Genomic DNA, 16,706 nt, shown 5'->3' with positions numbered 1-16,706 from the left:
CAATCATCGTCACCCTGAATGCCGGATGGCGCTCACGCGTATCCGGCCTACTCGGGATTGAACACCGGAAAACGTATGTCACACACACTTGCACTCCATCCTGTGAAAAAGCGGGATGCGATATTCCTTTGGGTTTTACTCGGCTGGCTGGCATTCGTTCTGCTGCCGAGCTGGAGCCTGGATTACGGTCTGCTGGAGTCCACGAGCGATGAAATCCTCGAGGCCTACGGCTGGTCACGGTTCAATATCAGTTGGCTCTGGTATCTGCTGCCGAGCCTGCTGCTGGTACGCCCGTTCCACGAAGCCAGACGCGAACAGCGCAGCCGCCACACCCTCGATGCGGGCTGGGCGCTGTTGTGTATGGCGTTTATCGTCATCAGCGCCACCGTTGAAGGGCGCGGTTTAGGCTACGCCACTATCGTGCTGTTTGTCGCGCTGGGGGCGATCATGACGCTGGCGCTGACCCGCCTCGAATGGCTGGGCGGCGACCGGTTTGTGATCGGTTCGCTGGTCACTATCGTGGCGCTCATCGGCATCTTTATCGTCTGGCCGAGCATCGCCATTTTCATCCCAATGTTCACCAACGACGCCGGGGAGTTCGCGCCGCTGGCGTTTATGAATGTGCTGTCGCAGGCGCATATCATTCAGGTGATCCTCAACTCTATCGCCCTGTCGATTGCGGTAGGTATCGGCTGTACTTTCTTCGGTCTGGTACTGGCGATTTATACTACCCGCATCGCTCAGCGAAGCGCCATTATTGGGCGTATCTTTTCGATTCTGCCGATCGTCACACCGCCGTTTGTGGTGGGGCTTGGCGTCACGCTGATGATGGGCCGTTCCGGCTATGTGACCGAATTAATGGTCGACTGGTTCGGGTTGACGAACACCAACTGGCTGTACGGATTTACCGGCATCTGGCTGGCACAGGTGCTGGCGTTTACCCCAATGGCGTTTATGATCCTCGACGGCGCGATCAAAACCATTCACCCGTCGCTGGAAGAAGCGTCATATACCCTGCGCGCCAGCCGCTGGCAGACGTTTAACGGCGTGTTTGTCCCACTGCTGAAACCGGCGCTGGCGAACGCCTTCCTGATTGTCATCGTGCAGTCGCTGGCCGACTTCAGTAACCCGTTGGTGCTCGGCGGGAACTTCGACGTGCTGGCAACGCAAATTTACTTCTACATCACCGGCTCACAGCTTGATTACCAGGCCGCCAGTACGCTGGGTGCGTTCCTGCTGCTGTTCTCGCTGCTGGTGTTCTGCGTACAGTACATGTGGATTGGCAAGCGCTCTTACGTCACCGTTTCCGGGAAATCGTACCGTGGCGACGTCCAGCCGCTGCCGGTGACGCTGGTCTGGAGCGTGGTGGCTATTCTGGCGATATGGATTGCCTTTAACGCCCTGCTCTATGGCAGCATTTTCTACGGCAGCTTCACCGTGAACTGGGGCGTGGACTACACCCTGACGCTGGATAACTTCATCAAACTGTTTGGTCAGGGGATGAGTGACGGCGCATGGCCTTCGCTGCTCGATACCCTGTTGTATGCCGGGATTGCCGCGCCGATCACCGCCGCCTTCGGTCTGCTGATCGCCTGGATTGTGGTGCGCCAGCAGTTCAAAGGCAAAAAGACCATCGAGTTCACCACCATGTTGTGCTTTGCCGTACCGGGCACCGTGGCGGGCGTTTCGTACATCCTTGCCTTTAACAGCGCTCCGGTATACCTCACCGGCACGGCGGCGATTGTCATTATCTCGATGGTGATGCGTAACGTCCCGGTCGGTATTCGCGCCGGGATCGCCGGACTCGGCCAGATCGATAAATCACTGGACGAAGCCTCGCTCAGTCTGCGTGCCGGGAGCTTACGCACCATCACGCACATTCTGTTGCCGCTGCTGCGCCCGGCCATTCTCTCGGCGCTGATCTACAGCTTCGTGCGCGCCATCACCACCGTCAGCGCGATTGTCTTCCTCGTCACCCCGGACACCCGCGTGGCAACGGCCTACATTCTGAACCGCGTGGAAGACGGCGAGTACGGCGTGGCGATTGCCTATGGGTCGATTCTGATCGTGGTCATGCTGGCGATTATTTTCATCTTTGACTGGCTGATTGGGGAAGCGCGTATTTCCCGGTCTAAAGCCAAAAACCAGGCGTAATGGAGCGCACTATGAGTCAGAAAAATTTCGTTGAACTGCGCAACGTCACTAAACGATTCGGCAGCAACACGGTTATCGACAATATCAATCTCACCATCCCGCAAGGGCAGATGGTGACGCTGCTTGGCCCGTCCGGCTGCGGCAAGACCACCATTCTGCGCCTGGTCGCCGGTCTGGAAAAACCGAGCGAAGGTCAAATTTTTATTGATGGCGAAGACGTCACTCATCGTTCTATTCAGCAGCGCGATATTTGTATGGTGTTCCAGTCGTATGCTCTGTTCCCGCATATGTCGCTGGGGGAAAACGTCGGCTACGGTCTGAAGATGCTGGGCGTGTCGCGCGCCGATGTGAAGACGCGGGTGAAAGAGGCGCTGGCAATGGTCGATCTGGAAGGATTCGAGGACCGCTATGTTGATCAGATCTCCGGCGGTCAGCAGCAGCGCGTGGCGCTGGCGCGCGCGCTGATCCTCAAACCGAAGGTGCTGTTATTTGACGAACCATTGAGTAACCTCGACGCCAACCTGCGCCGCAGCATGCGCGATAAGATCCGCGAGCTGCAAAAGCAGTTTGATATCACCTCGCTATACGTTACCCACGATCAGAGCGAAGCCTTTGCGGTTTCCGACACCGTGCTGGTGATGAACAAGGGGCATATCATGCAGATAGGCTCGCCGCAGGATCTCTATCGCCAACCCGCCTCCCGTTTTATGGCGAGCTTTATGGGTGACGCCAACCTGTTCCCGGCGACCTTCAGCGAAGCCTCTGTTGATATCTTTGGTTATCGCCTGCCTCGCCCGGCGCACTTTGTGGCTCAGGGCACCGGCACCGTTGGCGTCAGGCCGGAAGCGATCACCTTAAGCGATCGCGGAGAGGAGAGTCAGCGCTGTGTGATTCGTCATGTCGCCTATATGGGACCGCAGTATGAAGTCACGGTGGAGTGGCACGGACAGGAGATCCTGTTACAGGTCAACGCTACACGCCTGCAGCCGGATGTCGGTGAGACGTACTATCTGGAAATCCACCCGTACGGCATGTTTGTGTTAGCGGATGCGGCATGATGCAATGCCGGGTAAGGCATCAGCCACACCCGGCACAAACTCAACGTTGCGCGTTCAGCGCGGCAATATCCTCTGGCGTGGTGCGACAGCACCCGCCAATCAACTTCGCCCCGGCCGCCTGCCACTGCGGCAGGTAATCCGCCAGGCGCGCACACGATTCATCATGATGATGCCAGCTTTTGCTGCTCGCATCGTAATGCTCTCCGCTGTTCGGATAGACCACCAGCGGCAGCGCCGTTATCCCGTGCAGATGCTGCAAAGCGGCGGTGGCCTGTTGCAGGGCAATACAGTTTATCCCCACCGCCACCGTCTGCGGATAGTGTTCGAGAAACGTCACAACCTCGCGTAGCGGCGTGCCGTCGCTCAGATGCTCGCTGTCGCGCAGGGTAAAAGAGTACCACGCTCGCGCACGCGGATATGCGGTTAACAACGCCGCCAGTGTCTGAATCTCGGCAAAATTTGGTAGCGTTTCGCAGGCCAGCAGATCGACTCCGGCATCCAGCAACGCCTCCACGCGCGGACGGTGAAACGCCTGAAAATCTTCGCCGCTCAGCGTGTAATCTCCGCGATACTCCGAGCCATCAGCCAGAAATGCGCCGTAAGGCCCAACCGAACCGGCGACCAGCAGCGTGCCCGCCTGCGGATTTTCTGCCAGATACGCCTCACGCGCTTTACGCGCCAGCTCGACACTTTTCCCAATCAGCGCTTTCGCCTGCGCCTCATCAAAGCCGCAGGCGGCAAATCCCGCTGGCGTCGCCTGATAGCTGGCGGTGATGGCGCACTGCGCCCCCGCCCGAAAATAGTCAAGGTGCACTTCGCGGATAAGCTCCGGGTTTTCCAGCAGAATTTTCGCTGACCATAGGCTGTCGACTAAATGGCACCCACGCGCTTCCAGCTCCGTCGCCAGAGCGCCATCCAGCAACAGGAAATCCTGCTTATCCAGGAGGGCGCTTAACGGATTATATTGCGACATGATAAGGCTCCTGTTTTGCGAACGAGAACAGTCACCATAACACAGCGCCAGCGACGGGGATCCGCGCTCGCACGCAATTCCCGACATACCGTCAGCGTTGCACCAGTCGTAAAAACCCGCGCCGGGCGCTTAATGCAGGATCAGGAGTCACAATCAGATACAGAATGGGTCGCCAGCTCATAACACCTCCACTTCATGGGGTTATCTACACTCTGGCAGGGGCAAAGCAGCCTGACACTAAGACAAAAGTAGGAATGCTGTGCTATTGCTCATACCACAACGTGCGGGGCAAGTAAGAGAGAAACAGCCCTCCCGGCAAAAAAGCCGGGAGGGCTGGAGGCACATCATAAGGCTAGAACTGGTATTTGATTCCCAGCACGCCGCTCGTATCGCGAAAACCGTTATGACCCATTTGTTGCGCAACGTTGCCCCAGACGCTCAGGTCCCGGGTCAACCGCCCCTCGACGCCCACCTTCACTTCACCGACGTTTCGACTTCCCTGCAGGGAGGTGCTCGTGTCATTCATCCTGACGCCGTACTGCTTCGAGTTGTGTATCCAGTTCGCCTCGATAAAGGGTTCAAACTCGCGTACGGTTCCTTTTTCCGCGGCGCTTTTACCATTGACGTAAAGACGCATGCCCAGACGGGTCTGAATATTGTTGTCGCCCTGCCCCTGAACCCGCGTGCCGTTTTTCTCTGTATGGTCGTTAGCTTTCACCCCCATCCAGGTGACCTGTGCCTGTGGGCGAAGATACACGTTGCTTTCTATGTCGTCTGCTGCCATGAATGACCCCAGATGGAAGGCGTAACCCGATTCCAGCGACGCCGTCAGCCCCTTGCTTTTATAGCTTTCCTGAGCAATCTCATCACCTTTAACCGTATTGTCAAACCAGTTATAGAGTACCCATGAATCGACATACAGGCCGGTTTTATCCACGGCGTTCTGATACCAGGTTCCGTACAGACCCGCGCTGTAGCCGCTCACCTCACCATGAGAATCGTAGCCTGACAGGCTGTTATGGATGTCGTTATCCTGCTTACCATAGCCTGCCATTACGCCCAACTGATAGCCATCCGTGCCGTTCACACTCCCCTGCAACAACGCGCCGCCGATCTGCACAACAACGCGGTTAGAAGACGATGTGTTCTGATCGTCCGACATCCGCCCCTTGCTGTGCCCGCCTGACGTACGCAGCCACAGACTGGTCATATGCCGTTCCCCGGTAGCAGGGTCGGTATACCAACCTCCCTGACGGTCCTGCAGTCGGGTGTTAAACAGCGTATTCGCTGCCGCCAGGTTGCTGGCATAGCTTCCCCCCTCAGGGCGATAGAGGTTGACCGCATCCGAGGGTTCGCCCGGCGCAGGCCGATCGTTATCAATGACATCAGGGGAATCATCAGGAACAGGCGTATCCGCCAAATGGGTTAAATACCAGTTATTCCTGTCACTGCCGGCAGCCGTTCCCTGCTTCACGTGATATTCATAGCTTCCCGCCACGATACGACCTCGTTGCACAAAGGCCTCTGGCGTTGAACTGCCGGTCTCAATAATTTTAATCCCTTCATGCAGCAAGGCTCCTGAGCCATTCTCATTGTTAACATGCACATAGGTCGTGCCGGTCGCGTTGCCGGTAATCACCAGCTTATCCGTCAGGCTGTTGTCGCCGCCGAGAACGGTGCCCAGCGAAAGCGTACCGCCATTACCCGCATAGTCACCATTGATGGTTAATGTATTCCCGGCGCTGGTCACGCTGTTGTTAAGAATGATATTGCCGCTATTCGTCACATCGCCCGTCAGCATGACGTTGAGAGGTGAGGAAGGCGGAACACCATAATCATCAATCAGCAAGGTGCCACGGTTCTCCAACGCGTTGACGGTCTGGCTGTTGCCGTTAAGGTTAAGCGTCCCTTCCTCGCCGACGATGACGCCGGAGGTACTGGCAAATGCATTCGACGTGGTCGTCTTCAGCATGCCTTCACTGACAAAAGTCGACCCCGTATAGGTATTTTCCGCTGACAGTATCAGCGTGCCTTCTCCCGCTTTGGTCAGGCTTTTACCATCCCAGGCCGGATTGACCTGCACCGTATTGTCCGCCAGCGCGACGCCGAGATCGAAGGTTCTGCCCTCATCAAGCGTGAACGTTCCGTGCGCATCCGAATCCAGCCCGTTCCAGTACAGAGAGTACTTAATGACTCGAGAACCTGCGTTGATATAAGCAAAGTCCGGCTGGTTCATGCCTGCCACGAGGGCATTACTGTAAGAAAAAGCGCCCGTAATCCCGTTTGTGGTTTCAACCAGAAGAATGTCCTGCATATCCCAGTGGGTAATGTTGGCGTTAAGCGAGGCGTTGTCGCCAACAGTAAGCGATGCCGCCTTGAGGCTGACGTCACTGCCAAGGGTGAGCGCTGCCCCATCGGCAAACGAAGCATTACCGGAAAATTCAATCGGCTGTTCAGCCAGCGTCACGCTGGCCGCCTGACCCACCGTCAGATTACCGTTGATGGCTCTGTTTGCTTCATCATTACTGACGATCTGCAACGTTGTCGCGCCATCGGCCAGCCTGATATCGCCGGTGATAGTCGAGTCGGTATTCAGTGTCAGCATGTTGTTGCCGCCGGTAAGACTGATAGCCGCGCCAGCTTCGCCACCGCTCGAGTACGGAGCACCGCCGGTAATCACGCGGTTATTGATTATCGTCAGGTTACTGCCGGATATCGCTGCGCCACCTGCACCGTTAGTGCCACCGTTTCTGCCATTGCTGGCTCGCCCTCCTACAATAGAGCCGGTATTCATAATCGTCAGACTGTCGCCGACGATTCCGGTACCACCGTTACCACCGTTGTTGCTATCACTGCCAGCGCCACCGTAGGATCCCTCGCCACCGACGATCGAACCGCTGGCCATATTGGTTATAGTCAGATGATTACCGTATATGCCTGCACCACCGTCTGCGCCATCGGGGCCTGTTGTCTGACCGCCTGAAAAACCCCCATCACCACCGGTAACCGATCCCGCATTGGTGATTGTCATATTATTACCCAGTATTCCCGCGCCCCCTGCGCTGGGCATCCCGGCACCGCCGGCATCGTCCAGACCGCCATAGCCGCCTTCACCGCCGGTCACGGAACCACCGGCTAAATTGTTAATGGTCATATTGCTGCCGGATATTCCCGCGCCAGCATTGCCGGCATTCTCTCCGTAGCCAAACCCTCCTTCGCCCCCGACAATGGATCCGCCGTTGGTGATTCTCAGGTCGGTACCCGATATCGCATCGCCACCTGCGCTGCCGGATTCGCCTCGACCACCCGTAATTGACCCACGGGCAATATTATCAATCACCATATTACTGCCGGATATTCCGGCGCCGGCATTGCCACCTTCAGCCCCATCATAGCCATAGCCCCCTTCGCCACCAAGAATAGCGCCGCTGTTGGTTATGGTCAGCGCAGAACCCGAAATGGCATCGCCTCCCACGCCACTGGAATCGCCTTCACCACCGGTAATACGGTAAGTATTGATAATCGTCAGGTCAGTGCCGGATATTCCAGCACCGCCAATACCGCTCCTACCGCTGTAGTCATCATAACCGTAACTGCCATCGCCTCCGGTGATAGCACCATCGTTGGTTATCATGAGGCTGTTACCTGAGATACCCGCACCGCTAGCGGAATATCTGTCCCCTTCGCCACCGGTGATAGAGCCAGTACGAGAATTGGTTATCGACAGGTCAGAACCCGAGATTCCCACCCCCCCTGTGCCACTGCTGCTAACGCTATAGCTCCCATCACCACCCGTAATTGCTCCGCCGTTAGTGATGGTTACATTATTACCGGTCATTCCGTCAGCACCGTCGCCGCCAGCGTAGCCATTACCGCCTTTAATCGTGGTGCCGCTGCCAACGCTTACGCTGTTATCCGCCGCGGTCGTTTCTGGGTTCGGCGATAAGACATACCCGGCTCCGGCGCCTTCACTGCCGCCGCTAATCCCGTGAGTCCCTGTGTTGGATTGCGCCGTATAAGGAAATGAGCCATCAACATGAATCGTGGCACCGATTACCAGTCCAGGGGAAATAAAGAGTGAAGCAAGCAATAACGCTATTTTATTTTTATTAAAATGTTGCATAAATAAATCCTTTGTTAGTTTCTACAACATTTAATTCATTTCAATGCATTATTTAGACAATAAATAAGCCTGAAAAAACTAACGAGTAAGAAAAACAGTGAATATTTAAATTATGGAATTTCGCTTAACACTGAATGGGTAGCAAGCATAGTATTTGAAAACTACCGAACTTCCGTTATAGAGTAAATAGCAAAAGAAAAGTAACGAATAATTCTTAAATAACTTTATGCTTTAATAAATAAGAACATTAACAACACAAAATCAACAAGTTAGTTAGAATTCAAATCGCCATAGCATTAATATAGAGACAATCACTTAAGCAACAGCATCAATTTAATTCTTGATAAAAACAGGCTGTTACCTCTCGTACTCGACAATATAAAGCGGTACATTTATAAATCCTTAAATTTCTTTATTTCATCTGCAACCAACAAATAAACTGGGAAATGTAGAAGCGGTATTCTGATTTGGCACAAATTCCCTCTATTGGCCCAATCCCATCGGTATTCGCCCATTTGCCCACATTCAGCTTCTGGTCAACACTCTACGATGACACCACTGGCCCCCTCACGTGGAGTATCACTATGAACATTACCCATATTCGCAACGCCACCCAGTTGATTACCTTTGGCGGCAAAACCTTTCTGATCGATCCGATGCTCGCCCCGCAGGGCGCGTATCCCGGTTTTCCCGGCACGGCGCGGGCCGACATCCGTAATCCGACGGTGGAACTTCCGTGCGACATCAACACCCTGTTGCAGGCGGATGCTCTGATCGTCACCCATCTTCATGCGGACCACTGGGACGAGGTCGCCACAAAGGTCGTGCCGAAAGACAAGCCGATATATGTGCAAAACGACCAGGATGCGCAAATCCTGCGGGAACAGGGTTTCAGCCAACTCACCGTGCTAACGGACGAGAGCCGATTAGGTGAGGTAACCCTGCGCAAAACGGGCGGTCAGCACGGTTCCGACCGGCTGTACGCCATTCCCGCCATGGCCGAGCGGATGGGCGATGCCTGCGGGGTAATCTTCCAGCATCCTCAAGAAAAAACGCTGTATCTGGTTGGCGATACGATCTGGCGCGATGAGGTTGAAAGCAACTTCATCGCCTTCCAGCCGGATGTGGTGGTCCTGAACGCCGGGTTTGCCCACGTGATCGGTTTTGGCGCGATTATCATGGGCGCAGAAGATGTGCTGAAAACCCACTTCGTTCTGCCCGACGCGCAGATTGTGGCTGTTCACATGGAGGCGATAAACCACTGCCTGCTAACACGCGCGGCGCTCAGGGAATACGCGCGCGATAACCAGATTGCAGAATACGTACGGGTGCCGGAAGATGGAGAAACCCTGACGTTTTAATCCCCAGTCGAGGAGTGGTATGCGCCCTGTTACCGTCGCGATCGTCGCCGTTGAAGATTTTAGTCCGTTTCACTTCTCAGTGCCGTGCATCATGTTCAGTGAAAAAGCGGCAACGAAGAAACGCTTTGAGGTGCAGATTTGCGCAGAAGTACCCGGCGTGGTCACCTCTGTTGAAGGCTTTTCCGTTACTGCCCGCCAGGGATTTGCAGCGCTGACAGGGGCTGATATCGTGATTGTTCCCTGGTGGGGGACGACCGCGATTCGCCCACCGCAGTCGCTACTCGATGCGCTGGTTCAGGCCCGGCAAAACGGCGCCCAGGTGGTCGGGTTATGCCTTGGCGCATTTGTTCTCGGTTACGCAGGACTGCTCGACGGCAGACGCGCCGCTACCCACTGGGAGTTTGAAGCCGATTTTCAGACGCGTTTTCCCGCCGCGCGCCTGGATATCAACGCCCTGTACGTCGACGATGATGGCATCATCACCTCGGCCGGTACCGCCGCTGCGCTAGACTGTTGTCTGTATCTCATTCGCCAACGGTTTGGCAGTTCGGTGGCGAATCAGATTGCGCGCCGGATGATTGTGCCACCGCATCGCGAGGGGGGGCAGGCGCAGTTTATTGCCCAACCGGTGGCGAAAAACACCCAGGATCAACGGATTAACGGCCTGCTGGAGTACCTTCGCCAGCATAGCCACGAACAGCACGATCTGGACTCGCTGGCGCAAAAGGTGATGATGAGTCGCCGCACTCTGACCCGTCATTTTATGAAAGCCACTGGCTCAAGCGTTGCTGAATGGCTGATTGCTGAACGTCTGCGCCGCAGCCAGGAACTACTGGAATCCTCCCGGCTGCCCGTCGAACGTATCGCCACAGAGGTCGGTTTTCTGTCTCCAGTGACCTGGCGACAGCATTTTAAGTCCCGCTTCGGCGTCAGCCCGGCAGAATGGCGAAAAACCTTTCAGGGTGTAACGCAAGCAGATTCTGAGTGAGAGACCTCACTCATTCCTCTTTCTCACCTTTACAGGCTTTCACCGCACACCGTATCTTCAGCAACCTGTGAACGAACAAACTGCGCAACAGGATGCCTCCATGACCTTCAGCACGAATTCACTCGCCGCCGTACTGGCCCGACGCGACTGGGAAAATCCCGGCGTCACGCAGCTAAACCGTCTGGAGGCGCATCCTCCTTTTGCCAGTTGGCGCAACGCGACTGATGCGCGTCACAATACCGCCTCATCTTCCGTTCGCAGTCTGAACGGCGCGTGGAAATTTATCTGGTTCGCCTCGCCGGAAGCGGTGCCGGAACGTTGGCGTCTGGGCGATCTGGACGATGCCGATACGATCGCGGTGCCATCAAACTGGCAGTTGCTCGGCTATGACGCCCCCATTTATACCAACGTGACCTATCCGATCCCGGTGGATCCGCCGTATGTGCCGCATGAAAATGCGACAGGATGTTATTCGCTCACCTTTACAATCAGCGAAGCTGAAATACGTGATGGACAGACGCGAATTATCTTTGATGGCGTAAATTCCGCTTTTCATCTCTGGTGCAACGGGCTTTGGGTGGGCTACGGTCAGGATAGTCGCCTGCCGTCGGAATTTGATCTCAGTGAGTTTCTGGTCAGCGGTGAGAACCGTCTGGCGGTGATGGTGCTACGCTGGAGCGACGGCAGCTATCTGGAAGACCAGGATATGTGGCGAATGAGCGGCATTTTCCGCGATGTCTCCCTGTTAAACAAACCCGCCACGCAAATCAGCGACTTACGCATCACTACCCACCTCAACGAGGATTTCAGCCGGGCAATCTTTGCCGCCGAGGTCAGAATGCGTGGAGAATGCCGTGACACTCTGCGCGTGACCGTTCAACTGTGGGATGGCGACGAGCTGACGGGCGAAATCACCGCGCCTTTTGGCAGCGAGATCGTTGATGAGCGCGGAGCCTATGGCGATCGCACGACGCTGCGTCTGCATGTCGATCAGCCTTCACTGTGGAGCGCCGAAACACCGCATCTTTATCGCGCAGTTGTGCTGCTCCATACGGCGGATGGCACACTGCTTGAAGCCGAGGCCTGCGATGTCGGCTTCCGGAAGGTGTGCATTGAAAATGGCCTGCTGTTGTTGAACGGTAAGCCACTGCTGATTCGCGGCACCAACCGTCATGAACATCATCCTGAAAACGGTCAGGTGATGGACGAAGAGACAATGGTGCAGGACATCATTCTGATGAAGCAGAACAACTTTAACGCCGTGCGCTGCTCCCACTATCCGAATCATCCGCGATGGTACACGCTCTGCGATCGCTATGGTCTGTATGTGGTGGATGAGGCCAACATCGAAACCCACGGCATGGTGCCGATGAATCGCCTGAGCGACGACCCGACCTGGCTGCCCGCCATGAGCCAGCGCGTGACGCGCATGGTGCAACGCGATCGCAACCATCCGAGCATTATTATCTGGTCGCTGGGGAATGAATCGGGTCACGGCGTCAACCATGACGCGCTGTATCGCTGGCTGAAATCAGACGATCCGTCACGCCCGGTGCAGTATGAAGGTGGCGGCGCGGACACGGCGGCAACGGATATAATTTGCCCGATGTATGCGCGCGTCGATCAGGATCAGCCGTTCCCGGCAGTGCCGAAGTGGTCAATCAAAAAATGGCTGTCGCTGCCCGGCGAACAGCGCCCGCTGATCCTCTGCGAATATGCCCACGCGATGGGTAACAGCCTCGGCGGATTCGCCAAATACTGGCAGGCGTTCCGCCAGTACCCGCGCCTGCAGGGCGGCTTCGTCTGGGACTGGGTCGATCAGTCGCTGATTAAATACGATGACGAAGGCAACCCCTGGTCCGCGTACGGCGGCGACTTTGGCGACACGCCTAACGATCGCCAGTTCTGTATGGACGGGCTGGTGTTTGCCGACCGCACGCCGCATCCGTCGTTGTTTGAGGCGAAGCACGCACAACAGTTTTTCCAGTTCACGTTGCTGCCTGGCGCGCAACGTCAGATTGAGGTCACCAGCGAATATCTGTTCCGCCATAGCGACAACGAGATCCTGCACTGGACCCTCGCTCTGGATGGCAACCCAGTTGCCACCGGGGAGGTCACGCTGGATATCGCGCCGCAGGGTCGTCAGCGCATCACCCTGCCGGACATCACACAGCCTGACGCGGCAGGTCAGCTCTGGTTGACGGTGCGCGTGGAACAACCGCAGGCAACCGCCTGGTCGCCTGCCGGACACATCAGCGCCTGGGAGCAGTGGCCGCTGGAGGAAAAACTGAGCGTCGTATGCTCACCGCGCGCCAGTACTGCGCCACAGCTCAGCGTCAGCGACGCCGCGTTTACCGTCACGCTCGGCCATAAGCGCTGGGAATTCTGCCGCCAGCAGGGCACGTTAACGCAATACTGGATTGGCGATGAAGCCCAGTTACTGACGCCACTGCACGATCAATTTACCCGCGCGCCGCTGGATAACGATATTGGTATCAGTGAGGTGACAAGGATCGATCCTAATGCCTGGGTTGAGCGCTGGAAAGCCGCCGGGCATTACCAGGCGCAGGCGGTGTTGCTGCAATGCGAAGCCGATACCCTTGCAGACGCGATTCAGGTAGCCACCGTTCACGCCTGGCAGTATCAGGGTGAAACCTTGTTTATCAGCCGTAAAGCCTGGCGCATCGACGGCCACGGCGAAATGCAGATCGCCGTTGATGTCGATGTTGCCAGCGGCACGCCGCATCCGGCACGTATCGGTCTGACCTGCCAACTGGCGCAGGAAGCAGAACGGGTGAACTGGCTGGGGCTTGGTCCGCATGAAAACTACCCGGATCGCCTGTCTTCGGCCTGTTTTGACCGCTGGGATTTATCACTGGATGAGATGTATACCCCTTACGTTTTCCCCAGTGAAAACGGCCTGCGTTGCGGTACGCGTGAACTGAAGTACGGTGCGCACGTCTGGCGCGGTGATTTTCTTTTCAACATCAGCCGATTCAGCCAGAAACAACTGATGGAGACCAGCCATCGACATCTGCTACAACCGGAGGCCGGGGCCTGGCTGAATATTGATGGTTTCCATATGGGCGTCGGCGGCGACGACTCCTGGAGTCCTTCGGTGTCGCCGGAATATCAGCTGAGCGCCGGGCGTTATCACTATCGTGTAAGCTGGAGCTAAGTGCCTGATGGGCGGCTTAAGTTGTAGGCCGGGTAAGGCCTACAACAGTCCAGGTAAAAAACTTTATGATAGAGATGATTATATTGTTGAAAAACGTGAAACAACATTGAAATGGAAGAGAGCTATTCAGATACTACTAACAAAAGATAGTCTTGCTGAGATTAGTTGATAATGGAAAAGGTTCGAGAATTTTAATTTACCAGACCAATAAACCCACTAACTTATATTTACCACCTGAATTTCCAATAGAGTGATTCACGGTTTTTTTTTCGAATATGCGGATAGAGTCACAATGAAAGTCACAAAAATAGTCTGATATCAAACTCTGATAATTCATACGAGAGTTTACATTGTGAGATCATTTGACAGGCATTTTGAAGGTTTTTTATTATCACCGGGAGATCGAACAAGTTGTGGCGGTTATATAGTAGAGAGTAAAGAACGCTATATTCTTGATGGCATGGAAATAGTATATGAAATGGATGAATATATATGCGGGGTGAATGGTCAAAAATATGAGATTAAAGGTGGTGTACCTAAAGGTTCACGGATTGAAAGAGGGAAAGAACCATTTCGTCGGACTTACTTAAGTTCCTGGGATAGTGATATAGATTTGGAAGGGCGAAAAGTAGAACCTCCATCAGTGTCGATAAAGCGGCTTAATGAAGAAAGTTTTTTATACAGGAGGAAACCCGATTCTCTTCGGGATTTTGAAAACGGATTTGGCTTTGAACATAACAGATTTCTCGGAAGTGTGGGAGGAACGATTAATCTCAGAAAAAAAACAATCGTTAATGAGGAAAAAGGAGGTATTTTTTCACATAGAATGTCTCATTTTCAATTCCGAACCAGGATAAGTAACGAATTATATAATCATTACTTAGCAATGGGGCATGATATGTCTCAATACGAGACGGAAATTATCTGTTCGCTGGCTGGTTCAGCACATAGCAGCGGTACATGTCCTTGCCATTGTCGATTTATACCCCATTTAAATATTGCATACAGATATGATAATTATATTTTAGCAAGCTATGAATCAGCAAACAGACCTCAAAATTCCACACCTCCAGTTCACGCAACAAGAAAGATTTCAGAGACCAGACAATCAGTTGAACCGGGTTTTTGTGTAGTACCAGAATTGACGACACCCAAATCATATGAATATGAGTTAATGGTTAATCCACCAACAGGAGTAAAAGAGTTATATCATCAGTTGAATCCGGAAAAAAAGAAAAAGCCCGGTTCAATCTTAGTTGTTGCTGACCCACTATCCAGGTCATCTGAAAAAATTGCGCAAGTACAAACAGCAAGGGACAAAATTGATAAAGCACTTGAGCCGCTGACTAATGAGGAAGCTAAATTATTGTATGAAAACAGAACCTCGATAGATATTTTCTCATCTAATTTATATAGTGATGCTTTAGGACAAAGCGGAGATATCTTAGGTTACATAAAGGATGCTGGCGGGGGTTATTATGAAGAAATAAATAAAATACTAAACGAAATTCAGGAGCTTTATAAAATAACATATCGCCAAAATTCCGGTCTCATTTCTGGAGAGGAGTTTTTCGGTCAACGAGAAAGATTATTTAAAAAGTTAGATGTTCTTTTGAATCAATTTTCAAAAGAACAATTGGATTTAAAACAATACGAACAAATAAAACAAGCATTGGGTTTATCCACAAAATCCATTATGCATAAGTGGGATCAAACCGGAGTGAAAGATATCGAGGGATATGCAAGCTATATAGAAAAATCCGCAAAACTAATCAAAATAATGAGAACAACAGGCTATGTCGGTATTGGTCTTGATTTTGCGAGTTATACAACTAACGTTTATGAGGCCTGCGCAAAGGGGCGAGAGAGCGAATGTAGAAAAGCAGCGATAACTGAGTATAGTATATTCGGTGGTAAACAGGGAGTGGGTATTACTGCGGGAGGTATCGCTGGGCCTGCAGCAAGGAGTGTATGTCTGTGGGCGCTGGGGCTTCTCACATCAGAAGCAGGCGCGGTCGGAGCGGGACTATGCCTGGTGACAGGTATCGGTACGGGAATTGTAGCTGGAAAAATGGCAGTGAAAACAGGTGAAAGATTGGGGGGGCGTTTGGGAGGCGCTATTAATGACGCGATAAATAATAATCCAGATAAATTAACCCATTCACCCGATACGTTTAATGAAGAATCAGGCTTATTAATATATGAAAAACTTTTTGATAGAAAACTTCGATAATATACAGTTGTTATTTAGTGTGGCTTTTTTCTTCAGTTTTGTTGTATTATTATTTGTTTCATATGTAATTAATAAAGATAGTTATGGAAAAATCGTGGAATTATATGAGGAAAAATTTGGCCATTTACCTATGACAGCGCGTATGGCAAGGGGGGCAAGTTTGATTGGTTCCCCGGCAGCATATCATGCAAAAATTGGTTTTATAATGGGCAGCCTAATATTTCCATATAATCGTGTTACAAATCATGATATGAACATAGAAGGATATAGATTTATTCGCAGTTTACCTGGTTATCTGATTACAGGTTTTAGAGTGGAAGCTGCCATTTGGTTCATATTGACTATACTATTATCTGGTTATATTTGCATTGAAACTATAGTGTAAATTGCAAGAAGGGACGTTATCAGAGTCCCTTCTTTAATTTTATTTCAATGCGCCATATATCTGGTCAACAATCCAGCCATATGTGGCCGCAGGTAATAACCCGCTCACAGAAGCATTCGAATTTATTTTAGGACCGGCTACTGGCGAATTGGGCCTGATATACCGCCCGCAGCAATTTGTTACTGTGCAAAGCCCTTAACAAAGGCATTAAATAAAGAACTATTTCATTGTATATAACTATTCCTGTAGGCCA

9 protein-coding genes and 1 pseudogene are annotated in these 16,706 nt (G+C 53.0%); 7 read left to right on the top strand and 3 right to left on the bottom strand.

The genetic code is table 11. From position 1 onward, the window contains the following. Positions 1 to 75 precede the first annotated feature (75 nt). Both ACQ0PY_RS05700 and fbpC read left to right on the top strand, forming a co-directional pair. Entirely contained in the window at positions 76 to 2,154 is a 2,079-nt protein-coding gene (locus tag ACQ0PY_RS05700; RefSeq protein ID WP_044259080.1) for an ABC transporter permease, read from the top strand. 11 nt (positions 2,155 to 2,165) lie between these two features. Further along, positions 2,166 to 3,212, top strand: a complete 1,047-nt coding sequence (gene fbpC / locus ACQ0PY_RS05695; protein WP_043001655.1) for a ferric ABC transporter ATP-binding protein — start codon at positions 2,166 to 2,168, stop codon at positions 3,210 to 3,212. A gap of 40 nt (positions 3,213 to 3,252) precedes the next feature. On the opposite strand, the gene mmuM is transcribed toward fbpC, so the two are convergent. Both mmuM and ACQ0PY_RS05685 read right to left on the bottom strand, forming a co-directional pair. Then, entirely contained in the window at positions 3,253 to 4,185 is a 933-nt protein-coding gene (gene mmuM, locus ACQ0PY_RS05690; protein WP_109739924.1) for a homocysteine S-methyltransferase, read from the bottom strand. Positions 4,186 to 4,537: 352 nt separating this feature from the next. Further along, positions 4,538 to 8,308: an autotransporter outer membrane beta-barrel domain-containing protein gene (locus tag ACQ0PY_RS05685; protein ID WP_109739923.1), complete on the bottom strand. Its 3,771-nt coding sequence runs from the start codon at positions 8,306 to 8,308 to the stop codon at positions 4,538 to 4,540. Positions 8,309 to 8,892: 584 nt separating this feature from the next. Here ACQ0PY_RS05685 and ACQ0PY_RS05680 point away from each other — a divergent pair. The 5 genes from ACQ0PY_RS05680 to ACQ0PY_RS05660 all read left to right on the top strand — a co-directional run bounded on the left by ACQ0PY_RS05680 (position 8,893) and on the right by ACQ0PY_RS05660 (position 16,453). Continuing rightward, positions 8,893 to 9,669, top strand: coding sequence for an MBL fold metallo-hydrolase (locus ACQ0PY_RS05680; protein WP_109739922.1), 777 nt, complete (start codon positions 8,893 to 8,895; stop codon positions 9,667 to 9,669). A 19-nt stretch (positions 9,670 to 9,688) separates the two neighbouring features. Next, positions 9,689 to 10,657 (top strand): GlxA family transcriptional regulator, encoded by a 969-nt coding sequence (locus ACQ0PY_RS05675; protein ID WP_054176052.1) that lies wholly within the window; start codon positions 9,689 to 9,691, stop codon positions 10,655 to 10,657. Positions 10,658 to 10,757: 100 nt separating this feature from the next. Beyond that, the gene (locus tag ACQ0PY_RS05670) at positions 10,758 to 13,835 is read left to right on the top strand and encodes a beta-galactosidase (RefSeq protein WP_109739921.1); all 3,078 of its coding nucleotides are present in this window, start codon (positions 10,758 to 10,760) and stop codon (positions 13,833 to 13,835) included. Between the two features lie 352 nt (positions 13,836 to 14,187). Beyond that, entirely contained in the window at positions 14,188 to 16,068 is a 1,881-nt protein-coding gene (locus ACQ0PY_RS05665; protein WP_109739920.1) for a PAAR domain-containing protein, read from the top strand. Beyond that, positions 16,037 to 16,453 carry a hypothetical protein gene (locus ACQ0PY_RS05660; RefSeq protein WP_109739919.1) on the top strand — a complete coding sequence of 139 codons (417 nt, stop codon included), beginning with the start codon at positions 16,037 to 16,039 and terminating at the stop codon, positions 16,451 to 16,453. Before ACQ0PY_RS05665 ends, ACQ0PY_RS05660 begins: the two co-directional genes overlap by 32 nt. A 39-nt stretch (positions 16,454 to 16,492) precedes the next feature. Here the strand turns inward: ACQ0PY_RS05660 and ACQ0PY_RS05655 are convergent. Then, a pseudogene (locus ACQ0PY_RS05655) lies at positions 16,493 to 16,609 on the bottom strand (hypothetical protein); the annotation flags it as partial. Positions 16,610 to 16,706 lie beyond the last annotated feature (97 nt).

This window comes from Citrobacter sp. LST-B2 (assembly GCF_057983045.1).
Note: the sequence above shows the minus strand (reverse complement) of the source record. Positions and strands in the feature narration are given on the sequence as shown.

Excerpts from the sequence above, each read along its gene's own strand:
- ACQ0PY_RS05675 (WP_054176052.1), top strand. The coding sequence starts at position 9,689 with ATGCGCCCTGTTACCGTCGCGATCGTCGCCGTTGAAGATTTTAGTCCG.
- fbpC (WP_043001655.1), top strand. The coding sequence starts at position 2,166 with ATGAGTCAGAAAAATTTCGTTGAACTGCGCAACGTCACTAAACGATTC.
- ACQ0PY_RS05685 (WP_109739923.1), bottom strand. The coding sequence starts at position 8,308 with ATGCAACATTTTAATAAAAATAAAATAGCGTTATTGCTTGCTTCACTC.
- ACQ0PY_RS05670 (WP_109739921.1), top strand. The coding sequence starts at position 10,758 with ATGACCTTCAGCACGAATTCACTCGCCGCCGTACTGGCCCGACGCGAC.
- mmuM (WP_109739924.1), bottom strand. The coding sequence starts at position 4,185 with ATGTCGCAATATAATCCGTTAAGCGCCCTCCTGGATAAGCAGGATTTC.
- ACQ0PY_RS05680 (WP_109739922.1), top strand. The coding sequence starts at position 8,893 with ATGAACATTACCCATATTCGCAACGCCACCCAGTTGATTACCTTTGGC.
- ACQ0PY_RS05700 (WP_044259080.1), top strand. The coding sequence starts at position 76 with ATGTCACACACACTTGCACTCCATCCTGTGAAAAAGCGGGATGCGATA.
- ACQ0PY_RS05660 (WP_109739919.1), top strand. The coding sequence starts at position 16,037 with ATGAAAAACTTTTTGATAGAAAACTTCGATAATATACAGTTGTTATTT.